This window comes from Streptomyces sp. HUAS MG56 (assembly GCF_058673395.1).
The window spans coordinates 9,317,303-9,332,897 of the sequence record NZ_CM178722.1 but is presented as its reverse complement, the minus strand read 5'-3'; the positions used below and the strand labels follow the sequence as shown (position 1 = coordinate 9,332,897).

The 15,595-nt window shown below is 71.7% G+C and carries 10 protein-coding genes and 2 pseudogenes; 3 read left to right on the top strand and 9 right to left on the bottom strand.

Annotated features, from left to right (window positions below):
* Nucleotides 1–37: 37 nt before the first annotated feature.
* From katG to AC4OXY_RS43005, 3 genes are all read right to left on the bottom strand, one after another.
* Complete coding sequence (gene katG, locus AC4OXY_RS43015) at nt 38–2,248, bottom strand: catalase/peroxidase HPI (RefSeq protein ID WP_356036994.1); 2,211 nt, start codon at nt 2,246–2,248, stop codon at nt 38–40.
* Between the two features lie 33 nt (nt 2,249–2,281).
* Entirely contained in the window at nt 2,282–2,719 is a 438-nt protein-coding gene (locus tag AC4OXY_RS43010; RefSeq protein ID WP_071371518.1) for a Fur family transcriptional regulator, read from the bottom strand.
* A 433-nt stretch (nt 2,720–3,152) separates the two neighbouring features.
* Nucleotides 3,153–4,313 carry an abortive phage infection protein gene (locus AC4OXY_RS43005; RefSeq protein WP_491992421.1) on the bottom strand — a complete coding sequence of 387 codons (1,161 nt, stop codon included), beginning with the start codon at nt 4,311–4,313 and terminating at the stop codon, nt 3,153–3,155.
* 256 nt (nt 4,314–4,569) lie between these two features.
* Between AC4OXY_RS43005 and AC4OXY_RS43000 the strand changes: the two are divergent.
* From AC4OXY_RS43000 to AC4OXY_RS42990, 3 genes and pseudogenes are all read left to right on the top strand, one after another.
* Nucleotides 4,570–5,133 (top strand): annotated as a pseudogene (locus tag AC4OXY_RS43000) (Gfo/Idh/MocA family oxidoreductase); the annotation flags it as partial.
* 59 nt (nt 5,134–5,192) lie between these two features.
* A pseudogene (locus AC4OXY_RS42995) lies at nt 5,193–5,654 on the top strand (sugar phosphate isomerase/epimerase family protein); the annotation flags it as partial.
* A 328-nt stretch (nt 5,655–5,982) separates the two neighbouring features.
* Nucleotides 5,983–7,149 carry an acyltransferase family protein gene (locus AC4OXY_RS42990; protein ID WP_356036988.1) on the top strand — a complete coding sequence of 389 codons (1,167 nt, stop codon included), beginning with the start codon at nt 5,983–5,985 and terminating at the stop codon, nt 7,147–7,149.
* A gap of 111 nt (nt 7,150–7,260) precedes the next feature.
* Here AC4OXY_RS42990 and AC4OXY_RS42985 read toward each other — a convergent pair whose 3' ends face one another.
* The 6 genes from AC4OXY_RS42985 to AC4OXY_RS42960 all read right to left on the bottom strand — a co-directional run bounded on the left by AC4OXY_RS42985 (nt 7,261) and on the right by AC4OXY_RS42960 (nt 15,372).
* On the bottom strand, nt 7,261–7,512 hold the full coding sequence (locus AC4OXY_RS42985) for a chaplin (protein WP_491992420.1): 252 nt from the start codon (nt 7,510–7,512) through the stop codon (nt 7,261–7,263).
* A gap of 159 nt (nt 7,513–7,671) precedes the next feature.
* Nucleotides 7,672–9,855, bottom strand: a complete 2,184-nt coding sequence (locus AC4OXY_RS42980; protein ID WP_491992419.1) for a pectate lyase-like domain-containing protein — start codon at nt 9,853–9,855, stop codon at nt 7,672–7,674.
* Between the two features lie 144 nt (nt 9,856–9,999).
* Nucleotides 10,000–11,355, bottom strand: a complete 1,356-nt coding sequence (locus tag AC4OXY_RS42975; RefSeq protein WP_356034103.1) for an FAD-binding protein — start codon at nt 11,353–11,355, stop codon at nt 10,000–10,002.
* 44 nt (nt 11,356–11,399) lie between these two features.
* Nucleotides 11,400–12,215, bottom strand: a complete 816-nt coding sequence (locus AC4OXY_RS42970) for an inositol monophosphatase family protein (RefSeq protein WP_376292139.1) — start codon at nt 12,213–12,215, stop codon at nt 11,400–11,402.
* 56 nt (nt 12,216–12,271) lie between these two features.
* Nucleotides 12,272–14,068, bottom strand: coding sequence for an RICIN domain-containing protein (locus tag AC4OXY_RS42965; protein WP_376292142.1), 1,797 nt, complete (start codon nt 14,066–14,068; stop codon nt 12,272–12,274).
* Nucleotides 14,069–14,190: 122 nt separating this feature from the next.
* Nucleotides 14,191–15,372, bottom strand: a complete 1,182-nt coding sequence (locus AC4OXY_RS42960; protein WP_491992418.1) for an FAD-dependent monooxygenase — start codon at nt 15,370–15,372, stop codon at nt 14,191–14,193.
* Between the last annotated feature and the right edge of the window lie 223 nt (nt 15,373–15,595).

Here is a 15,595-nt window from a genome sequence, read left to right as displayed (position 1 = left end):
ACGTCCCGTCGCGCTGTTCAGGCGAGCCGGATCAGCCTCAGACGAGGTCGTACCGGTCCGCGTTCATGACCTTGACCCACGCGGCGACGAAGTCCTTGACGAACTTCTCCTTCGCGTCGTCGCTGGCGTACACCTCGGCGACGGCCCGCAGCTCGGAGTTCGAGCCGAAGACCAGGTCGGCGCGGGTGCCGGTCCACTTGACGGCGCCGGAGGCGTCGCGGCCCTCGAACTCGTCCTGCGCGGAGGAGGTCGACTTCCACTCGGTGTCCAGGTCGAGCAGGTTGACGAAGAAGTCGTTCGTCAGCGTGCCCGGCCGGTCGGTGAAGACACCGTGCTTGGAGCCGTTGTGGTTGGCGCCGAGGACGCGCAGACCGCCGACGAGGACGGTCAGCTCGGGCGCGCTCAGCCGGAGCAGGTTCGCCTTGTCCACCAGCAGGAACTCGGCCGGCAGGCGGTTGCCCTTGCCGACGTAGTTGCGGAAGCCGTCGGCGGCCGGCTCCAGCGCGGCGAACGACTCGACGTCCGTCTGCTCCTGCGAGGCGTCGACACGGCCCGCCGTGAACGGCACCTCGATCTCGACACCGCCGTCCTTGGCCGCCTTCTCGACGGCCGCGGAGCCCGCGAGCACGACCAGGTCGGCCAGCGAGACCTGCTTGCCGCCCTTGGCGTTGAAGGACTCCTGGACGCCCTCCAGGACGCGCAGCACGTGGGCCAGCTCGTCCGGGTTGTTGACCTCCCAGTTCCGCTGCGGCTCCAGGCGGATGCGGCCGCCGTTGGCGCCGCCGCGCTTGTCGCTGCCGCGGAAGGAGGAGGCAGCCGCCCAGGCGGCGGAGACCAGCTGCGAGACCGTGAGGTCCGAGCCGAGGATCTCCTCCTTGAGGGAGGCGACGTCCGCGGCGTCGATCGGCTCACCGGTGCGCTGCGGCAGCGGGTCCTGCCACAGCAGCTCCTCGCCGGGCACCTCCGGGCCGAGGTAGCGGACGATCGGGCCCATGTCGCGGTGCGTCAGCTTGTACCAGGCGCGGGCGAAGGCGTCCGCGAACTCCTCGGGGTTCTCGTAGAAGCGGCGCGAGATCGGCTCGTAGATCGGGTCGAAGCGCAGCGACAGGTCGGTGGTGAGCATCGTCGGACGCTGCTTCTTCGACGCGTCGAACGCGTTCGGGACGATCGCCTCGGCGTCCTTGGCCACCCACTGGTTGGCGCCGGCCGGGCTCTGCGTCAGCTCGTACTCGTACTCGAAGAGGTTCTTGAAGAAGTTGTTGCTCCACTGGGTCGGCGTCTCGGTCCAGGTGACCTCCAGGCCACTGGTGATCGCGTCCTTGCCGACGCCCGTGCCGTAGCTGGACTTCCAGCCGAGGCCCATCTGCTCCAGCGGGGCGGCCTCGGGGTCGGCGCCGACGTTGTCCGCCGGGCCGGCTCCGTGAGTCTTGCCGAAGGTGTGGCCACCGGCGATGAGGGCGACGGTCTCCTCGTCGTTCATCGCCATCCGGCGGAAGGTCTCACGGATGTCGCGGGCCGCGGCGATCGGGTCCGGGTTGCCGTTCGGGCCCTCGGGGTTGACGTAGATCAGGCCCATCTGGACGGCGGCGAGCGGGTTCTCCAGCTCGCGGTCGCCGCTGTAGCGCTTGTCGTCCAGCCAGACGGTCTCGGGACCCCAGTAGACGTCCTCGTCGGGCTCCCACTCGTCGACGCGGCCGCCGGCGAAGCCGAAGGTCTTGAAGCCCATCGTCTCCAGCGCCACATTGCCCGTGAGGATCATCAGGTCGGCCCAGGAAATGGACTTGCCGTACTTCTTCTTGACCGGCCACAGCAGACGGCGGGCCTTGTCCAGGCTCGCGTTGTCCGGCCAGCTGTTGATCGGGGCGAAGCGCTGCTGGCCGCCGCCGGCACCGCCGCGGCCGTCGCTGATGCGGTACGTACCGGCGCTGTGCCAGGCCATACGGATCATGAGCGGGCCGTAGTTGCCGAAGTCGGCGGGCCACCAGTCCTGCGAGGTGGTGAGCACCTCCGCGATGTCACGCTTCACCGCGGCGAGGTCCAGGGAGTTGAAGGCCTCGCGGTAGTCGAAGTCCTCGCCGAGCGGGTTGGCCACGGCCGGGTTCTTGGCAAGGATCTTCAGGTTGAGCCGCTCCGGCCACCACTGGCGGTTGCCACCGCCCTGGGTCGGGTGCGCGGCGCGGCCATGGGCGACCGGGCAGCCGCCCTCCGCCTTCGCGTCTGCGACGTTGGCGTCGATGTTCTCAGTCATGGCATTCCTTCCGAACTGTGCGGAACTCGGTGCTCAGGAACTGCGGCCGGTGGAACAGTCGGGGCAGGTGCCCCAGTAGACGACCTCGGCCTCCTCGATGGCGAAGCCGCTGTCGTCGGCGGCGGTCAGACAGGGCGCGTCGCCGACGGCGCAGTCGACGTCGACGACGGCACCGCACGACCGGCACACGATGTGATGGTGGTTGTCACCCACACGCCCCTCGAACCGGGCCGGGTGTCCGGCCGGCTCGATACGGCGGACCAGACCCGCCGCGGTCAGGGCGTGAAGAGCCTCGTAGACGGCTTGCAGGGAGATGTGGCCAACGCGGGCACGGACCCCGGAGGCGATCGCCTCGACGCCGAGGTGGTCGCCGTCCCGGACGGTCTCCAGCAGCGCGACGCGGGCTGCCGTCACGCGCAGGCCGGCACCGCGGAGCTCCTCGGCGGTGGTCGGGGTCGGGGAGGCGGTCATGAGGCCGAACCTACCCTCAAAAACACGAAGGGTTCAAGAAAACGAGCAGTGCAATTTTGGTTGCGCTCCGCAGACCGCCGGTCACCTGGGCGTCAGCCGCCGTCGCGTCTGCCTTCGCGGTCCCTCTCGCGTTTGCTTTCGCGTCGCTCTTCGGGCCGGCATGTGTACCGACACAGCCGCGAAGGAGGGTGGCGCGAACATGCACATGACGCCGCCCGGCGCGGCGGGCTGGGGCGGTCCGGGGGCCGGTCGGGGGCATGCCCGCATCATCCGGCCCCGGATCACCCAGGGCCGGACGGCAAGCCGGGACATCGCCCGAACGGGTGAGCCGGGACCGCGCGGGTCGACGCCCGGACGGGCCGGTACGTGGCCCGCCGCTGCCGGTACGAGGTCCACCGCCACCCGTACGAGGTCAGGTGCCGCCGGTGCGAGGTCAGGCCCCGGCGGTACGGCGGCGCCCTGCCCCGGCGTACCCGTAGCGGCGGCCCAGGGCGTGGAAGGCCTCCTTCGGTTCCCAGTGCCAGCCGGAGGCGGGGTCGTCCGGGCGGTCCTTGACGGTCCTGGTGATCGCGTAACTCGCCAGGTCCAGGTCATGACGCGGATCGCCCGGACGGTGCGGCAGGTCGGGAGTCACGAACTCGAAGGCCATCGCCGCGTACAGGCCCAACGACTCGAAGACGTCGAGGAGTTGGGTGAGGTAGGCGGCCTGGGTTCGCTCGCTGCGGACCAGGTCGCCCTTGATCTCCGGCGGCACCTTGTCGCGGTCCACGATGTCCCACCCCATGCCACCGGCCTTCGGCGCCCCGACGTACGCGCAGGTCCCGAACTCGGTGACGGGCACCGGCTTGCCCCACCGCGTATAGCGGCTCAACTCCCGCACGTAGTCGGCCCGGTGGGGGAAGTACGAGTAGTAGTCGATGCCCACGACGTCGAAGAGGCGCCAGTCGACCTGGTCGTCCTGTGCGGCGGCGTAGGCGAGCCGGCCGCCGAACACGGACCGGCCGACCTCGGCCGCCCGCGCCGTGAAGCGGTCCAGACGGCGCTGCATCGCCACGGGGTCCACCGTGCCGTCGAGCAGGTTGCGGATGCGTTCGTAGACGTCGGCGCCCGGGACGATGCCGGGCACGAACAGCCAGAACTCGCAGCCCACACTGAGGTCGACGGCGGCGCCCTGCCGGCGCAGCCGCTCCGCGAACCGGCCGGTCTCGGCCAGGTGTTCCAGGATGTCCCGCTCGGGCACGTCACCGAGGGTCGGCTGGAGCCAGACCCGCAGACCCCGTTCCGCCGCCTCGGCGGCCGTGGCCGTCAGGCGCTCCACTCCGTCCCCGGTGACGTCCACGGTGTCGGCGTGCAGCTCGTCCCTGATCACCCGGATGTCCTTGCGCATACGGGCCGCACTGAACGCCGTACCCGGCGTCTCGCCCTCCCCCACGGTGTACACGACGCCCCGGTGGCGCAGTCCGCGCCGCGCGTCGCGGGCCGGGCGGTCCTCGGCGGCCCGGGCCGGAGCCGACGGCAGCACGGCCGCGGCCAGCCCCGCGGACGCCATACCGGCCAGAAACTGTGCGCGCTTGATCCCCTTGGTCCTCTGCATACGGCCACCCTGCCGGGCGACACCCCGCCGGCACCGTCCGCCGACGGTCTACGGCAGGGGGCCCAAGGATGGTGATCCGACACCGAAAGTCGCAGGCGGCGGCCTGGCTCACTCCGCACTGCGCATGATCTGCACGGGCGAGACGGCGACACAGAAGACGATCACGCGGATGGCGGCCCGCTGGTCCCCCGCACGACGAGCTTGGCATCCAACTCGGCCTCCCGGCCGGGCAGTTCCGTCCTCTCCAGCCGCTCCCGCCCACCGCAATCCGACCGTTCCGCAGTCCTACACCTCCGGCATGGCCGCCCTGGACACGGCGGTGCACGAGGTGGACGTGCTGCGCCGGCCGCTGGACGACGAGATCGTCTCCGCTCAGGTGGCCACCCCGCGCGCCACAAGCAAGCGGTTCGAGCACCTGAAGGACCCGCAGATCATGTTGTCCGAGACCGTCAAGGGCGTTCGTATCGATCTGGAGGTCTTCGTCAGCTGCCGGTACGGATACGACATGCAGTGCGAGGCGGTCGGTGAGGAGGGTCTGGTGCGGCTGCCCGACCCGGCCGCGGTCGGGGTGCGCACGGCCGGACAGCACAGCACCGAGGTGCTGACGGACTGGGTCGGGCGGTTCGTGGACGCGTTCGACACCGAGTTCCGCGAGTGGATCGCGGGCGTGGCCGCGGGCGACGAGCCCACCGGGCCCTCGGCCTGGGACGGCTACGCCGCCACCGCGATCACCCCGGCGACCGTCGAGGCCCTCCGGTCGGGCCGTGTCGTCGCCACGGATCTCAGGCACCGTCCCGCGTTCTACGGAGGTGCCGCGTGAAGATCGCCATCGACCCCTACATGTTCCGCGCCCTGCCGTTCGACGACATGGTGCGCGGCTGCCCGCTGATGAACCCGGAGTTCAACGGCCGTCCCGAGCGGGCCGCGGAGAGCGAGGCGGCGTTCTGGCGCTCGCCGGAGGAGCTGCTGCCGCTGTTCGAGCGTGAGGGGATCGCGCTGAACCTGGAGGCTCACCCGGACGACTTCCGCGAGGAGAACGCCCCGGCGGTCGACCTGGTCCGTGCGATCAACAAGCCGTGGGTGAACCATCTGTACTGCGCCCCGCACTCCTTCCATCTGCCGGGGGCGGACCCGACGGCGGACATCGCGGCGATGGTGCGCTACGCGGGCGACCGGCTGGAGCACGTGCACATCGCGGACTTCTTCCACCACAAGGGCTCCAGCCTGCGCGAGCTGAAGTTCGACGGTGTGGCCACGGCCTGCGTGTTCGCCGGGGAGGAGCGGGCCCGTGAGTGCTCGGCGTTCATGCTTGAGCGAATCAGAAAGGAACTGCGCGTGTAGTTTCTCCTGCGTAATTCCTTCCTAGAAATTACCTTCCTGTAAAGCGGCCCGCGGGACGACACGGGCCGCTTTCCCGTTACCGATCATTGCATTGATTATGCGGAGATTTCGGGCACCCGGCATCAACTCGTATATACCAATTGTGACGATCAATACAGTACGGCGTGTCGTCACCCGTAGGGATGCACGGGTCCGGCCGTCCGTGGCATACAGAGGGGTGCGTCGTTCGGCAACGGTGTGATGTTTGCCATGTGACGCACATGATCGGAGGTGAACGGGCAACGTTCCCCTTCATGCCCCACGCCAATCCTCTGCGGCAGGTGATTCGATGACCACGGCGACGACCCGGACGATCCGGACGACGCCGCACTCCCCTGACGGCGAGAGCGCCGCCAGGGACTCCCCTCGCGCCGCCAACACCTCACTGCCGTCCCTGACGGGACTGCGGTGGATGGCGGCGCTGCTCGTGTTCGGACTGCACGTGAACAACTTCGGCTACTTCGGTGGCACCGGCGGCAGCCTGGTGTACTGGGCTTTCAGCTCCGGCGCCACCGGAGTGTCGTTCTTCTTCGTGTTGTCCGGTTTCGTGCTGACCTGGTCGGCAAGACCGCACGACCGAGCGCTCGGCTTCTGGCGGCGGCGCGTCGCCAGGATCTATCCGGTCCACCTCGTCACCGTCGGCCTCGCGTTCCTGCTGGCGCTCACGCTGGAGAGCAACGCACAGCCGACGCCGAAACAGGCGGTGGCCAATGTCCTCCTGCTGCACTCCTGGTGGCGCCCCTGGTGGCAGACGCTCAACCCGGTCAGCTGGTCGCTGGCCTGCGAGGCCTTCTTCTACGCCTCCTTCCCGCTGCTGATCCTGCTGCTGCGCCGGCTCGGCGTGCGCGGCTCGGTCGCGCTGGGCGGGCTGTCGCTGGTGGCGATCGTGGTGATCTCCCGGGCGGACGCCCACCACTGGTGGACCTACGCGCTGTACTCGTTCCCGGCCGCCCGGCTGCCCGAGTTCGTCCTCGGCGCGGTCACCGCGCGGCTGGTCCTGCTCGGCCGCTGGCGCGGACCCGGCCTGGAGGCCTCGCTCGCGCTGGCGATCGTGGGCTACTTCATGGTCCCGCAGGCCCCGCTCGGCTACTCGGCGACCATGTGCACGATCATCGGCTTCACCCTGCTGATCCCGGCGGCGGCGAACGCGGACCTGAAGGGCCTGCCGTCGATGTGGCGCGGTCCGCGGATGGTGCGGCTCGGTGAGCTGTCCTTCGCCTTCTACATGGTTCATCTGCTGGTGCTGCGCGCCGGGACGCACCTGCTGGGCATCAAGCCGCACTTCGGTGCCCTGGCGGGGACGGCGGTCACCGCGATCGTGTTCGCCCTCTCGCTCGGGCTGTCCTGGCTTCTCTACGAGATGGTGGAGCTCCCGGCGCGACGTCTGCTGCTGCGCCGCCGCCACCCGGCCAAGGCACCGGCCCCCCGCGAGACGCAGCCGGCGTCGAGAGGCTGAGCCACCGCTGCGAGCCGTGCGGTCCCGGCCGGGGCGCGCCGCGCCTTGCCGAGCGGTTCTGAACAGCCGTGCGCCGGCTCCCGCGGGGCGGGAGCCGGCGCACGGGCGGCGTCACTTGATGGAGCAGGTGTTCCCGGAGGCCGGGTTCAGCAGACCGATCAGGTCGATGGTGTCGCCGCACACGTTGGCGTCGATGCCGATCGGGACCTGGATGACGTCGCCGGAGATGACACCCGGGCTGTTGCCGGCGGTACCCGTCGTCGGGCCCGGGTTGTCGGCGGTACCCGTCGTCGGGCCCGGGTTGTCGGCGGTACCGGTCGTCGGGCCCGGGCCGGCCGCGAAGGCCGTCGCCGAGCCTCCCACGGCAAGGAAGCCTGCGAGCACGGCCGTTGTCGCAAAACTGCGAAGACGCATGATCTGCCTCACTGGTTGACGAAGGGGTGCTTCCATCACACCCGCACCCCGTCCCGTGCGCCTCTCGGGCTACGCCGTTCGGGGGGCCACGCGATCATGGAGTGCGGGTCAGGGAAAGGACGTCACCTTCGACGGGACGGTGCCGGTCCCCGAGGTCGGTGCGCCGGTGCCGTTCACGACGTGGGCGTACTGGCCGTTGCCGCCCAGCGAGATGACCAGCAGGTCGTGCATCCTGATGCCGCCGGTCGCCGGGGCCTCGAAGCCGTCGGCCTGGACGATCGAGGGATCGGCCGTGTAGTTGCAGTAGCTGCCCAGGCCCCAGGCCTCGTGACGGGTGACGGAGTCGGCGACCTTGTAGGCCGCGTAGCCGACGGTGCCGTCGTGGGTGACGGCGGCCGCGTTCGGGGCGTCGTACGCCTTCTCGTTCTGGAAGAAGATCGTCCTGCCGCGTTCCCCGTGCCAGTACACGTCGTACTTGTTGAAGTGTTCGACGAACAGGCCCGTGGCGAGTACGTCGTCACCGTTGACGGTGAGGCCGTAGTCGGCGCGGTTGGTGTCCCAGCCGACGCCGCTGCCGTGGTCGGCGCGCCAGAGCCAGGTGTGGTCGATGATCACGTCGTTGCTGTTCACCACGACGGAGTTGGTGGCGAGGCCGGGGCCCGCGCCGCCGATGCGGACGAAGACGTCCTGCATGGTGGTCGGGTCGGCGGAGTGGTCGGCGGTGGAGCCGGGGGTGCCGATCCGCAGCAGGGTGCCGGAGTTGACGGGGCCCGCGTCGATGAGGAGCCCCGCGAGCCGTACACCGTCGACGTCGGCCACATGCATCGCGTCGATGCCGTTGTCGGGGACCAGCGTGGCGAGACCGAGTCCGAGGACGACGGTGTCGGGGCGGGTGACGTCGATCGTCTGGTCGAGGTGGTAAATGCCGGGAGTGAACAGGAGGTTGAGGCCCTGGGCCAGGGCGGCGTTGATCGTGGCCGCCGTGGCGCCCGGCTTCACGACGTAGAACTGGTCGAGCGGGAGGGACGTGCCGGGGGTGTTCGGCCAGGAGACGCCCCGGGCGCCGGTGCGCTCGCTCGGGACGAACACCTTGTAGTCGTTGCCGTCGAGGTAGAGGTACGGCTTCTCGCGCGAGACGGGGGTGGTGTCCAGCGTGGTGTAGGGGCCGTTGTCGAAGTTGGTCGCGGGTGCGCCCTGGACTCCGGAGAAGGTCATGTTCCAGACGCCGTTGGTCCAGCCGCCGACCGAGCTGTCCCGGGTGTACCACTGCTGCTGGGAGTACGGGCCCACCGTGCCGTCGATCCTGGAGTCGGCGATGTAGCCGCCGGAGGCCCAGCCGTAGCCGGTCGGTGCCAGGTTCATGCCGCCCTTGACGTGGATGCGGCGGAAGGGAGAGGCCTGGGCGACGGCCCAGCGGTCGGTGCCGTTGGAGGGAGTGATGGCGAGGTTCTCCGCCGAACGCCAGAAGTTCTGGGTGGCGTTGCCGCCCGACCAGCCGGCGTCGACCGTCACGTCACCGTTGATCTGGGTGTCGTCGGGGTTCAGGCCGAGTCCGGAGACCGAGGTGTAGAAGCCGAGTTGGGCGTTGAGGCCGTTGTAGGTGCCCGGCTTGAGCAGGAACTGGTAGCGGCCGGTGCCGAACTGTGCCGACTCCTGCTGCTTGAAGACGTCGTCGAACTTCTGCTGGAGGTTCGGGGTGGAGGGGTCGGCCACGATGACGTTCGGGCCGAGGTCGCCGCCGCCCTGGACCGGGCCCGTCGTCCCGGTCGCCGTGGTGTGCACGGACATCTCCCACAGCGAGTAGCCGTAGCCGGTGCCGCGTGCGGTGCCGTAGACGCGGACGTACCGGCCGGAGCCGCTGACGTCGTACGACGTCGTGCCGCCGCTCGCGCCGGTCACGGTCCTGAGGGTGGTCCAGTTCTGCCCGTCGGTGGAGGCCTGGAGCTGGAAGTCCTTGCCGTAGGCGGCCTCCCAGTTCAGGTCGATCGCGCACAGGTCCCGGGCGGTGCCGAGGTCGACCTGGAGCCACTGCGGGTCGGAGAACCGGCTGGACCAGCGGGTCGAGGGGTCGCCGTCGAAGGCGGCGGAGGCGGGGGTGCCGGCGTTCTCGGTGGAGGAGGCCGTGGCCGGTCTGCCGCGGGCGGCGTCGGCCGGATCGCAGGTGGCCGCGCGGGGCGTGGCGGAGGCCGGGGTCGCGGCGGCGGCCGGGGCGTGGGCGAGGGGAAGGGTGAGCAGCGCGGCCAGGGCGGCGAGCGCGACTGCCGGGCGGGTCGGTCCTGTGCGGCTTCTCATCTGGCGGCTCCGAAGGGTGAGGGACGTCAATCAGCCGATCCCACGGCTTAGTTCATGTTTTGATTTAAGTGATGAGGCAAGCGGGCGGCAAGCCTTCGGGAGCCAAAACCTTCGGAAGGCGAACTCTCGGAGCCGCAGGAGCGCTCAGAACCGCAGACCGTGTCCCCGGGCCAGGACGTGATGCGGATCGTGGCGCTTCTTGGCCTCGGCGAGGGTCTGCCAGTCGCTCCCGTAGTGCTCGCGCCAGTCGGCGGCGGTCATCGCCAGGGCGTTGACGGGATAGGCGACGCCGCCCTCGGACCGGGCGAGGTCGTAGGCCCTGCGGTTGGCGGCCACCATCGCCTCGGCCGTCCCGGGGTGGTCGGGCGGGGCGGTGCGCAACAGGGCGAACAGGTGCAGGACCGCGCCGGACGGGCGGCGGAAGAGCGGTGCGCGCAGCGGGCCGGAGAGCAGCGGGTAGACCAGGACGAGGCCGGTGTCGCGCAGGTCGTGGAAGGCCGGGTCGGCGAGTACGGCACGCACGACGGATGCGGCGCGGTCGTGCGGGAGCAGCAGGTTGAGCCAGGGGTGCGGGTGCAGCCACTCCCCCGTCCCGGTGAGGACCGCCTCGTCCGTGTCCACCCTGTGAACGAACTCGGCGTAGTCGAGATCGGTCGTCTCCACGGTGGCGGGGTCGTGGCCCAGGCCGTCGAGGAGCGCCCGGTCGTCGGGCGCGAGTCCGTCCGCGTGCGGGGCCACCGCCTCGATCATGTACTGCCAGCCGCCCTGCTCGGCCGGGCGGGCCTGGCCCTCCAGGTAGGCGAAGCGCGGCTCCTCGGCGAGCATCCGCTGGTCGGCGAGGTAGCGGGCGAGATCGGTGTGGAAGAGGCAGTAGCGGCGGACCCGGGCGGGCGCGGGGACGAGGCGCAGGGTGGCGGTGACGATGACGGCGCACTGGCCGAGGCCCGCGAGCACGGCGTGGAAGAGCGCCGGGTCCCGGTCGGGCGAGCAGACGTGGTGCTCCCCGGCGCCGGTCACCACCTCCAGCTCCAGGACCTGGTCCGCGACCAGTCCGTGCCGATGGGTGGCGCCGCCGAGCCCGCCCGCCGACAGGACCCCGCCGACACTCGCGCCGAGGTAGTCCGTGAGGACCGGGGGCGTGAGCCCGTGCGGCAGGGTGGCGGCCAGTACCTCCCGCCACAACACCCCGGCGCCCACGGTGATCCGGCCGTCGGCGACGTCTGCGATCCGGCTCATCGGGCGCAGGTCCAGTACGACCCCGCCGCCCGCCTGCCCCTGGCCGTACATCGAGTGGCCGCCGCCGTACACGCTCACGGGGATGTCGCGGGGGCCGGTGAACCGCAGCAGGTCCGTGATCCCGGCGACGGACTCCGGGCGGAGCACACCGAGCGGTGTCTCCCGCACGAGGTGGCCGAAGTCCCGCGCGGACGCGCCGAGCGCCTCGGGGCGGGTGTCCAGCGCGCGGCCGAAGCGGGCGGCGAGGTCATGGGCCTGCGTCATGCCGGAATCACATCAGACGGAGGCGGCGGGCGTCGAGATCGCCGTCAACGTCCGCCCGTCGGCTGGTTCTTGACGAGTTCCAGCAGGGCGGCGTGGGTCCGCGCGTCGGCCGCCGCGACGAGTCCGTCGGCGCCGGTGAGCACGGGCTCGCCGCGCAGGCCGGTCACCGTGCAGCCCGCCGCGCGGCACAGCGCGATGCCGGCCGCGAAGTGCACGCTGTCGCGCAGGTCGCCGTCGGTGACATAGGCGGCCCGGCGCCCGGCGGCGACCCAGGCCACGGCGAGGGTGCTGGAGATCACCCGGGGCCGGAACCGCTCGGCGAACCCGGGGTCGGCCAGGAGGCGCACCGCCCGGAAGCCGGGGGCGCCCGGGAACGGCGGGTCGAGGTTGACGTCCACCAGCGCGGAACCGGCCGTCGGCGTCAGCGGCTCGTCGGTGCCGTCTGCGGCGCGCACCCGGGCCGCGGTGCCGTCGGTCCAGAACACCTCGGCGCCGAACGGGTCGGCGGTCGCGGCGGCCGTGACCCGGTCGCCGTCGCGCAGGGCGACGTTCACGCCGACGAGCATGCTGCGCACGGCGTAGTTGAGGGTGCCGCACAGGGGGTCGACGAGCCAGCGGCGGCGGGCGTCGGCGGCGCCGCGGCGCCCGCTCTCCTCGCCGGTCACGGCGTCGTCGGGGCGGGCGGCGCGCAGCACGTCCAGGATGGCCCGCTCGGCGGCCACGTCGGCCTCGGTGGCGAAGTCGCCGGCGGACTTGTCGTAGCGTGCGAGCCGGCTGCCGTAGAGGTCGCGGACCACGGCGGCGCCCGCCTGGGCCGCTCGCACGGCCAGGTGGGCGTCAGTTTCCCCGTTGGTGATCATGGGTGCAGGATAGCCAGAAGTCCCGTGCCGGCTGGAGGGGTTGGGTCTTCGGGCGCTCAGCTCGCGGTGAGGGACAGGGTCTGCTCGGCTGCGGTGCGGCTCCCGCCGACGGCGCTGTGGGTGCGGTCCGTCCAGGTGCGCACCGGCGTGGTCTCGGCGAGCCGCCCGGACGTGCCGGACAGACCGAGCACGAGGCCGCTGTAGCGGTTGACCAGCCGGTAGGTGCGGCCGCTCGCGTCCGGGATCACGAACCACTGCTGTCCGACGGCCGGACCGCCGGCCGGGGCCCGGGTGACGGTGGGCCGGGCGCCCCAGGCACGGCCCGCGGTGGCGGCGGAGTCGACGCCGAGCAGCCGGCCGCTCGCGGCGTTGGTGAGGGTGAAGGCGCCGTCGCCGGTCGGGGTGAAGACCCAGGTGTCCCGGCCGGATCCGGTGGGCCGGGCCAGCGAGGTGGTGCCGGAGCCGCCTGCCGCCTGGGCGAGGAACCGGCCCGTGCCGCCGCGGATGCGGTAGCGGCGGCTGGTGTCCACGGGCGCGGCGGCGGGCTTCGCGGAGTCGACGGTGAGGTCGACGTACTCGCCGGAGGCGTCGTGCGAGCAGCCGAAGGCGCAGTAGGAGCGGAAGGACCTGCCGACGACCATGGAGCTGGTGCGGTTGGCGCTGTCGAGGAACCAGCGGTACCAGGAGGCGTTCGTGTAGCTCCCGGTGTCCCCGATGAGGTGCCACCTCTGGGTCGTCAAGTCGGAGGTGGCGTACAGGTACTGGGGCGCGTTGCCGCTCTGGTCGACCGCCTGGGGTTCGCCGAGGTAGAGGCCGAGGTAGGCGTCGTAGGCGATGTTCATGACGAACAGCGGCGAGGTCGAAGGCATCTTCCCGGCCGCGATCTGCTGGGCCGCCGTGCCGGTGTTGGCCGGGTCGTACTCGGCGGCTGCCGGGGTGTAGCCGGTGGGGTGGTCGGCGTCGACGGGGACGATGTCGCTCTCCTTGCCGCCGGTGCCGGGCTGGGACCAGGCGCCGTCGTACCACTTGCGCCACGAGCCGGGGGCCATCTTGGCCGAGATCGGGGCGCGGGCGACGTGTTCGTAGAACGCCTTCCAGCCACCGCTCTTGTCGATGATCCGGGAGCCGTAATAGACGTAGAAGTAGCCGGAGGCGGTGTCGACGAAGAGACGCTGGTCGCCGTCGCCGTAGGAGTACGTCTGGTTCGGGAAGGCCGTGGTGTCGCCGCGCTCGGTGCTGTACGGCGAGGTGATGACGTGGTCCTTGACGGTCCAGGTGCGGCCGTGGTCGGTGGAGACGGCGTAGTCGACGGCGTCGTAGTGCAGTCCGTCGCCGAAGGGCTGCGGGGTGAACTCGTTGTGCACCAGGCCGTACCAGTCGCCGGTGTCGGGGTCGACCCACATCCCGGACAGGTCGCAGTAGTTCTTCTGGGCGTAGCCGGAGCCGCTGGGTGCGTAGGTGGCCTCGCGGCCGGTGGGGCTGTTGTTGCAGCGCCAGGTGGTGTCGTCGTTGCGGTCGGCCGGGTTGGCCGGGTTCACGGCCTTGCTGAGCTTGTTGTCGAAGCCGGCGGTGTCGAAGTCCTTGCCGGTGTAGAAGTCCCAGGTGCGCGGGTCCTTGGCGCCGTAGAGGGCGGCAGACTGCTGGTAGTGGAAGGTGCCGTCCCGGTCCAGGTACGGGGTGGCGGGGGTGTCCGTGGGGTGGGTGAACGGCACCGGGCTGCCCACGGTCACGCGGTAGGCGGCGTCGGCGGGTGCCGCGGTGGCCGCCGGGGACGTGAGGGCGCCGCCGAGGACCAGGGCGACGGCCGCCGAGGTCACTGCCAGGGTGCCGCCCGCTCTGTTCAAGAGTCGCACCTGTGCTCCTTGTTGCCGAAGGGCCGGTTGCACGGAACGATCCGGCCCCGCCGCTCTGTCCGGCAATGGACTCCAGTGCTGCGCCTCTTGCACTTTCGCGCGCGGCCGCGCGGTGGTGCCGCTCAGGACTCCTCGGGCGGGGTCGCGGACAGCGGTGTGTCCCAGGCCAGTTGGCGGATGAGCGCCGCGTCCGGATCGGCGGGCCGGGCCACGACCGCGCCCGGGCGGGCCGACTGGTGCCCGGCGCGGGAGATGCCGCCGCTGACGGCGACGTTGCGCTCCGCGCGCGGGCGGCGGTGCGCCTCGTAGGCGGCGAGCGCGGCGGGCACGCCGGGCCGGTCGCGCAGCGCCTTGGCGAGGACGACGGCGTCCTCCAGGGCCATCGAGGCGCCCTGGCCGGTGGCCGGGGAGGCGGCGTGGGCCGCGTCACCGACGAGCAGCACGCGTCCGGTGTGCCACACGGAGCCGAGCGGCAGGTCGGTGGCGTTGGTGGCGAGGACCGGGCCGACGGAGGCGGCGACGATGTCCGCGGCCGGTGTGGCGTCCTCGGCCAGCAGCGGCAGCAGCTCCGCGTGCGGGTCGACCTCGTGGGCGGAGCCGTCGGCGGGCAGGGCCTCGGTGTCGACGCGGGCGAACCAGTACGTCTGCCCCGCCGGTGACACCGCGTACCCGAAGGTGGTCCCGGCGCCGCGGACGAAGGTGATGAGGCCGGTCGGATCGGCGCTGGGGGCGGTTTCGGTGTAGCCGTAGTAGATCCGCTGGCCCGCGTAACCGGGCTGCGCCTCGGGGGCGATGAGCGCGCGCACGGTGGAGCCCAGTCCGTCGGCTCCGACGAGGAGGTCCGCGTCGGCGCTGGTGCCGTCGGCGAAGTACGCGGTGACGCCGCCCGGCCCTTCGCTCACGCCGGTCAGGCGGACGCCGTGGCGCACCGGGACGCCGCGCCGGGCCGCCTCGCGCTGGAGGGCGGCGTTCAGCTCGCCGCGGCGCAGGCACCGGTAGTGCAGGTCGGGATCGGTCACCTCGCCGAGCGGCGCGTGTGCCTGCTCGGTGCCGCGGCTGTCGAGCAGCCGGAGCGACGTCAGCGGGAACCCGATGGCCGTGACCGCGTCCGTGGCGTCGAGCTCGGCCAGGGCGCGCATGCCGTTGCTGCCCAGGGTCAGGAAGGCGCCGATGTCCTGCGCCGTGTCGGGGTGGGCCTCGTACACGGTGACGTCGTACGCGGCCTTGTGCAGCCCGAGCGCGGTGGCGGTCCCCGCGATGCCGCCGCCGATCACCGCTGTTGTCGTCGTGTGCGTCCCGCTCACGTGCCGCTCCCCGTCTCGACCGTGCCCCGTTCGATGTCGGTCACCCTACAAGGGCAGTGCCGGGGGCCGCGGGGCCGAAACGGTCGAGATCCGGACAGCGCGCGACCGGCGGCGCCGAGGGCCCGCCGCCCCTCCGCGCACGCGCCGCGCCTCCGTCCCGCGCGCCGCACCCGGGGGGCACGCTGCGGGGAGCTGTGCACAGGCGTCACCCGGTGCGCCCGTG